The following is a 6,260-nucleotide window of genomic DNA, read 5'->3' on the forward strand; positions in this document are numbered from 1 at the left end:
AACCAATCCACCCATTGGTTTAAATTTTCAAACTTGAACCCACTACACTTTAATCCATTCTTTCCCCATGGAAAATTGAATTCATAAACAGCTTATTTGTGCCAAACCAAGTCCCACGGAAATTGGGGCTGTCGAAGAAGTGGATGACCCGGCCTTGGCCGAGGGGAGAGATCACCACGCCTGCGCTTTGCTCCAGTTTTTCCAAGTTGGTTTTGGAGATGTAGCCGCCCAGGTGTGGATCTGCGGTGTACTTCACCGGGGTCAGGTATTTGTTTTCGGAAGGCTTGATGAAGATATCCGTGTTCCGATACACGGGAAGGGTTTTTCGGTGGTAGCCGTAGGCAATGGGGTGGGTCAGGTCCAGCTCGGCCAGGTAGATGCTTCCACCCACTTCTTTGGCTCCTTCGAAGTCATTTCGGACAGCAAAGGGAAGTGATTGGGGATCTTTCGGCTCCTCTTCCAGCTCTACAGCCACTTCTTTGGTGATGCCTTTTTGGTTAAGCCAGAGGGAGGCATTTTTCAGGGAGATGACAGTGCCACCACGTGCGATCCAATCTTTGAGATGATTTACTTGTCCTTCGTTTAGGGAATTGTAGTTTCCGCTCGGCAGGATTAAGGTGTTGTACTCAAAAAGGTTTGCCCGGCCGAACTGCTCCGTGTTCACCTTGGTGATAGGCATCCCGTAGTGTTGGTCGAGCAGGTTCCAGATTTCCCCCGCCTCATAAGAGCTGATTCCCGTGCCCACCACCATCAAGATCTTGGGCTGCTGAACTGCTGACGCGAGGTTGGAGCCGAGGTCGATCCCGCTGAGGTTAAGACCGGTGCTGACGGCGTAGACTCGTTGGCTATTGGTTTGGGCCAATTCCTTGAGCTTTGCGACTATTTCCTCGGACTTTCCTTTTTGGAAACCCATTGGGATCATCAGAGTGCCCGCGGCGAAATCTACTTTCCCATCTTGGGTTTGGGAGGAAAAAGGCCGATGGATAGCTTCTACGTGGATTCCGGCTTTTTGAAGTTCATGGAGTAGCTTGGGTGCGTAGTAGTCGGACCAGTCGATCAGGTAGGCGTAGGCTTTCCCTTCGGGGAAAGTGAAAGTGGAAACAATGGCTTCTGTGACTTCAGCACCCGTTTTTGCGCCAGCTGCGGCAGAAAAAGGCATGCCGTAGGCAGCCGCCATGGTCCAGGCCGAGGCGTCGTAGAAGACAGAATCCGCAAACTCCTTCTCGTACTCAAACATGGTGCGCACCATGCGGTATTGCGTTTGTTTGGTCGGAACGATCCAGGATTTTCCTTTCTTGAAATTTTGGCCCTCCAGGCTCAAATCAGCCGAGTTTTCATAGACTTTGATCTTGTGGTCGAGGAGAAACTGGACAAAAATCCGGTTTCTGCTTTCGTCGTATTCGTCGCCGAAGACATAGCTTTTCGCAGCGTCTTTCGCTCCCTCAGACATTGCGCTTTCGAAGAATTCCCGCAGGTAATCGTGCATAAACACCCGGTTGTCCACCGAGGCTTCCATCGTGGCTAGGGAGTTGACCACATGGTTTCGGATCGTGAAAGCAAAGGTGATATCGCCGCGCTGGCTGCTTTGCACATGGCCTCTGGAGCTAGCCGTTTCAAAGACCAAACCCAAACCGCCGTGGATGTCCGGATAGGTAGAGCCATAGCCCGGATAGCTGTTGTCAAAGACCTCTTTGGTCCAGTACAGGCTGCCGATCTCGTCCATGTATTTGGCGAAGTACTTCGCAAAGCGTGGGTTGATGTCCTCATAGTTCTTTCTTGGGACTACCGGATTTTCCGATCCAAAGGGTTTGGTCGGCTCAAAGAAATAGGTGCTGTTGGTTCCCATTTCATGAAAGTCTGTGGTCACGTTGGGATACCATTGGTGGTACCATTCTACTTTCACCCTCGACTCCGGATGCGCCAAAGGCAGCCAGTCACGGTTGAGGTCAAACCAATAATGGTTGGTCCTGCCGCCGGGCCAGGCCTCGTTGTGCTCTCGGTCCAGGGGATCGGCGACGGGAGGGAAGCCCTTGTTGGAATTGGCCCAAAGACTGTGGCGGTCACGGCCGTCGGGATTCAGCGTGGGATCGATATGGATTACGGCGTTTTGGCGGATGTTTTGAGCCAAGTCAGACTGGGCCGCCAAGATCCAATAAGCGGTCAATATCGCCGCTTCGGCAGAGGAGGGCTCATTGCCGTGGACTCCGTAGCCCAGATGGACGATGGAAGGCATGGTGCTGACATCGGGTTTGGCTTGGCTGGGGTCGGCGAGCTGCACCTGTTTGAGGCGGATTTGCTCGAGGTTTCCCATGTTGGCGGCAGATGCCAGCGTTAGGATGACTTTCGGTCTATGCTCATGCGTGTAGCCGATCGTCTGGAGTTGGGCCATCTCGCTGGCTTGGTCCAGCTTTTCGAAGTATTTCACGATCAGGTCGTAGCGGGTATGCCATTCGCCGATTTCGTAGCCCAGAAAGTCTGAAGGTGAGGGAATTGCCGGGTCGAATTTTTCCCCAGGGAAATAGTAATCTTCCTGAGCAAAGGTGAACTGACACAGAAAAAAGGTTAATATCAGAATGGGTAAGGATTTAATCATGGTGGTTTGTTTTTTGAAAAATAGAAAAGGAAATGCTCAAATCCCGCAAAAATCCATCAACGGCTTTCCTATTCACGGCATTTTTCCTGTAATTTATCGGGTTAACATTCATTTTCTAAAATAACCTATTGTATGAAGCAGCTCGTTGCCCTCTCTTTGTTTGGTTTGGGACTTACCGTCAGTTCGGTGTCCTTCGCCCAAGATCAAACCCCTCCCAAGTTGCCACCCCAAGCCACGGAGTTTTACACTCCGGTCGTACCTAAAGTCACTCCAGGTGCCAGCAATACCGCACCTCCTTCTGATGCGATTGTTTTATTTGACGGCACTAGCCTCAACGGTTTTGTCAGCGCCGGCCAAGGCAATGGCCCTGCTGAGTGGAAAGTTGAAAATGGCGAATTGACCGTAGTAAAAGGCAAGGGGGATATCCAGTCCAAACTTGCTTTTGGCGATGCACAATATCACCTGGAATGGACCGCACCGACCGAGATAGTAGGTGAAGGCCAAGGCCGTGGCAACTCCGGATTCTTCCTGATGGGAATGTATGAAGTGCAGGTGCTGGACAGCTACGAAAGTAAAACTTATACCAACGGACAGGCAGGATCGATCTACAAGCAACATCCTCCTTTGGTGAATCCGCTGCGTGCTCCTGGTGAGTGGAACTACTACGACATCATCTTCAAGGCGCCGCGTTTTGACAAAAACGGGATGGTAACCTCTCCGGCTACCGTGACCTTGCTGATCAATGGGGTATTGGTGCAAAACAACGTGATCCTCAGAGGTCCTACGGAGTACATCGGCATTCCTAATTACAAGGCTCATGCGGAGGAACTTCCGATCAAACTGCAAGACCACGGCAATCCGGTGAGATTCAGAAATATCTGGGTAAGACCGCTTTGATTTACGATTTGGGATTTTTGATTTACGACCTCAAACACTGAGTATCAGCTTTTTTCTTCAGTTCAAACGGATTGTCTGGTTTGAAACTTAAAAAGCTATGACTTGGTGTTTGTGGTAATCGATAGCGAATGGTGTCGTAAACCACAAATCAAAAATCTTACATTACCTATATTTTTCTCAATAACCCAAAATCCTATCTTCCAATGTCTTCACGAAGAAAATTCCTCCAAAATACCATGCTCCTAGGCGCAGGGATGAGCATGCCCTCCATTCTGACTGCGGCCGACTTTGGCAGATTTACCCGCTCCATCGGGCCCAATGACCAGATCAACTACGGCCTGATCGGTGCCAAAGGGATGGGCTGGTCCAACATGAATGCCCATCTCAAGATCCCCAATGTCAATTGCGTTGCCATCGCGGATATCGACCAATCCATCCTCGACCAGCGAACCGAAGATGTATTCAAGCTGCGCGGCACAAGGCCCAAGCAATACAAGGACTACCGCAAACTGCTCGAGGACAAGGATATCGACGTCGTAATCATTGGCACCCCGGATCACTGGCACTGTCTGAACATGGTCGATGCGGTCTCTGCCGGCAAGCATGTGTATGTCGAAAAGCCCATTGCCAATACGATCGAAGAGTGCCAGCTCATGGTCAAAGCCCAGGAACGCTATGGCAAAGTCGTGCAGGTCGGGCAGTGGCAGCGCTCTGGCTCACAGTATGACGAAGCCATCCAATACGTGAAATCCGGCAAATTGGGCCAGATTCGCTTGGTGAAGTGCTGGGCCTATCAGGGTTGGATGAAGCCGGTGCCGGTGTTGCCGGATGGGCCTCCTCCAGCAGGAGTGGACTACGACATGTGGCTTGGCCCGGCTCCTAAGCGGCCTTTCAATCCCAACCGCTTCCACTTCAACTTCCGTTGGTTTTGGGACTATGCGGGTGGACTGATGACGGACTGGGGCGTGCATGAGATCGATATTGCGCTCTATGCGATGGGAGTGAGCGCTCCCAAGTCGGTGATGGCTTCCGGTGGGAAATTTGCCTATCCTAATGACGCCTCCGAGACACCGGATACGCTTCAGACGGTGTATGAATACGAGGGCTTCAACATGCTCTGGGAACATGCCACCGGGATCGACGGTGGAAACTATGGCACCACCGAAGGCATCGCCTTTATCGGTAACAATGCGACGCTGGTGGTGAACCGCGGTGGCTGGAAGGTCATTCCAGAGACTGAAACCGTGGATGGGCAAAAACGAAACAAAGTCGAAGAGGTTGCTCATACCAAACCGCAGGGGAATGCGCTGGATCATCACGCCAACAACTTTGTGGAGTCAGTATTGGCCAACGATCCGAGCAAGCTCAAATGCGCCATCCAGACCGGTTCCGTAGCTGCGATCAACGCCCAGATGGGTAATATCGCCTACAAGACCGGCAAGAAGGTCTATTGGGATGCGACCAAGAATCTGTTCACAGACTCGGAAGCCAATCAGCTGATCAAAGCCAATTATCACAATGGCTGGAATCTGCCAAAGGTGTAGCGTCATTGCGAGGAAAGCCCCTCGAAGAGAGGTGAGGGGATTGACGAAGCAATCTTTTGGCATTTACGAATTTTGATTTACGAACCCTCCAGAGAGATTTGGAGGGTTTTGTTATAACACTGAAATAAAGAAATCATATGTATGGATATTGGAATACAAGACTACCTTCTTTGGGTGATGGTCTTTTATATCATTTTACAAGTTCCTCTTCTTTGTTTAAAATTCTAGAGAGTATGAGTTTGAAGCTTTCTTCATTTGAAAATTTGAACGATTTAAATGAGAAAGAGGTGAATCTATATGGGGTTGATTTCCTGAAGAGTGCTGAAGTAGAAGAGTTTATTTTGGGTAGATGTCGATTATTGAGTTTTTCGAGAAATTTCCCAAACTCAAAGTCTGTAGAACTTGGATACAGAAAACCCAGGATGTGGGCGCAATATGGAGATAATCATGCAGGGGCTTGCATTGCTATAAATGAGAGTAAATTTGTAAAAGAAAATAAAGAGATTTTATCGAGTTGTTTTAATAAAATTAGAAATGTGAAATATGTTAATTGGGCGTATTCTGATTTAAATAATTCTCTGGTTGAACTGCCTGCTCATGAGTTTGTGGTAAAATATTTTAATAAACTGTTTTTTGAGAAATATAAAGATTGGAGACATGAGGATGAGAGAAGATTATTTTTGATTGGCGAAGTTGATTTTTTGTCAATTAACAATTGTGTGGAATTTGTTGTGTTGGGTTCAAAATTTTCATCCGAAAATGAGATTTGCAGAGTTTTGGAAGATTCTATAAGTAGGGCAGGGAAGCAGATTTTAATTCCTCATGATTTTAGAAAAGCAAGTAATTCAGGAGGTGGGATAAATTCAATTGACTGGGCCCACAGAATTTTAGAGGAAGTGGAGAAAAGGAAGATGAATTCAATTTCGTACTTGAAATATTTGAATTCAAATGGGTATTGATAAGGAGAGTAGACAGCTGGTTGATAGTTGATGCCTCGCTAACTAAATCGTACACTCATGGCGCGAACTTGTGCTATTTGTGGAAACCTAGAATTTCCAATCAGTTTTTGCTCTAGGCACTTTGGTTGGATCGCAAATCCCGGGTCACGGACTAGGAATTGCAAATTCCGAAGAGCGGAAGTGCTGAGCATCCCCCAAAAGTTAGGACAGGATTGGTTTAAGGCCAAGTATACAGGAAGGGCGTGAGTTTTCCATATTTCCACACCT

General features: G+C 48.5%; 4 protein-coding genes. 3 read left to right on the top strand and 1 reads right to left on the bottom strand.

The features are described 5' to 3' along the window. Positions 1-49 precede the first annotated feature (49 nt). Positions 50-2,593, bottom strand: coding sequence for a M14 metallopeptidase family protein (locus ABD031_RS15105; protein ID WP_343852943.1), 2,544 nt, complete (start codon positions 2,591-2,593; stop codon positions 50-52). A gap of 132 nt (positions 2,594-2,725) precedes the next feature. Here ABD031_RS15105 and ABD031_RS15110 point away from each other — a divergent pair, with 132 nt between their 5' ends. The 3 genes from ABD031_RS15110 to ABD031_RS15120 all read left to right on the top strand — a co-directional run bounded on the left by ABD031_RS15110 (position 2,726) and on the right by ABD031_RS15120 (position 5,993). After that, positions 2,726-3,490, top strand: a complete 765-nt coding sequence (locus ABD031_RS15110; protein ID WP_343852945.1) for a 3-keto-disaccharide hydrolase — start codon at positions 2,726-2,728, stop codon at positions 3,488-3,490. Between the two features lie 203 nt (positions 3,491-3,693). Continuing rightward, positions 3,694-5,034 (top strand): Gfo/Idh/MocA family protein, encoded by a 1,341-nt coding sequence (locus ABD031_RS15115; RefSeq protein WP_343852947.1) that lies wholly within the window; start codon positions 3,694-3,696, stop codon positions 5,032-5,034. A 233-nt stretch (positions 5,035-5,267) separates the two neighbouring features. Next, positions 5,268-5,993, top strand: coding sequence for a DUF2971 domain-containing protein (locus ABD031_RS15120; protein ID WP_343852950.1), 726 nt, complete (start codon positions 5,268-5,270; stop codon positions 5,991-5,993). Positions 5,994-6,260: the final 267 nt, after the last annotated feature.

The organism is Algoriphagus jejuensis (assembly GCF_039523455.1).
Lineage (GTDB): Bacteria > Bacteroidota > Bacteroidia > Cytophagales > Cyclobacteriaceae > Algoriphagus > Algoriphagus jejuensis.

Coding starts and splice junctions, on each gene's coding strand:
- ABD031_RS15105 (WP_343852943.1), bottom strand. CDS start 2,593: ATGATTAAATCCTTACCCATTCTGATATTAACCTTTTTTCTGTGTCAG.
- ABD031_RS15110 (WP_343852945.1), top strand. CDS start 2,726: ATGAAGCAGCTCGTTGCCCTCTCTTTGTTTGGTTTGGGACTTACCGTC.
- ABD031_RS15115 (WP_343852947.1), top strand. CDS start 3,694: ATGTCTTCACGAAGAAAATTCCTCCAAAATACCATGCTCCTAGGCGCA.
- ABD031_RS15120 (WP_343852950.1), top strand. CDS start 5,268: ATGAGTTTGAAGCTTTCTTCATTTGAAAATTTGAACGATTTAAATGAG.